Consider the following 717-nt stretch of genomic DNA (forward strand, 5'->3'; position numbering starts at 1 on the left):
GACGAGCTGCGGGCCGCCTGGGAGCGCGTCGCCGACGCGGTCCGTCGGCTGCACGCGGTGCCGGTGGCGGAGTGCCCGTTCCGGCGGGGTCTTGACGGCGTGGTCGCCGTGGCGCGCGACGTCGTGTCCCGGGACGCCGTGAACCCGGACTTCCTCCCCGAGGAGCAGCGGCACACCCCTCCCCGGGAGTTGCTGGCCCGCCTCACCGGGCAGCTCGCCCTGCGGCGGGAGCAGGAGGCGGCCGACACGGTCGTCAGCCACGGGGACCTGTGTCTGCCCAACATCCTCCTCGACCCGCGCACCCTCGACGTGTCGGGCTTCATCGACCTGGGCCGCCTCGGCCTCGCCGACCGCCACGCCGACCTGGCGCTGCTGCTCACCAACGCGCGCGAGACCTGGCCGGACGAGGCGCGGGCCCGGGCCGCGGACGCGGCGTTCGCCGAGCGGTACGGCGTCGCCCTGGACCACGACCGCCTGCGCTTCTACCTCCACCTCGACCCGCTGACCTGGGGCTGACCGGCTCGACGGCGGGGCTCGCGGTGGATGCGGTGGCTGGCGGCGGCTCCAGCTGGCTCCAGGTGGCTCCCCGACGGTGAGCGGGCCCGCGGCGGCCGGGTGGTGCGACGGGGGCGTACGAGGCGGGGGAGCAAAGCCGGGCGCGTTATGGGGGGTTGACCCCGTCGTAGCGGGCGACGACGGGCCCGGCCGCCGCTAGAG

Annotated in this window: 1 protein-coding gene; it reads left to right on the top strand. The window is 76.6% G+C overall.

Annotation, left to right across the window (positions count from 1 at the left end; all coding sequences use genetic code 11):
* A partial coding sequence (locus KUM32_RS42345; protein ID WP_217146903.1) for a phosphotransferase occupies positions 1-516 on the top strand: 516 nt, incomplete at its 5' end.
* Positions 517-717 lie beyond the last annotated feature (201 nt).

This window comes from Streptomyces sp. AC627_RSS907, assembly GCF_019049165.1.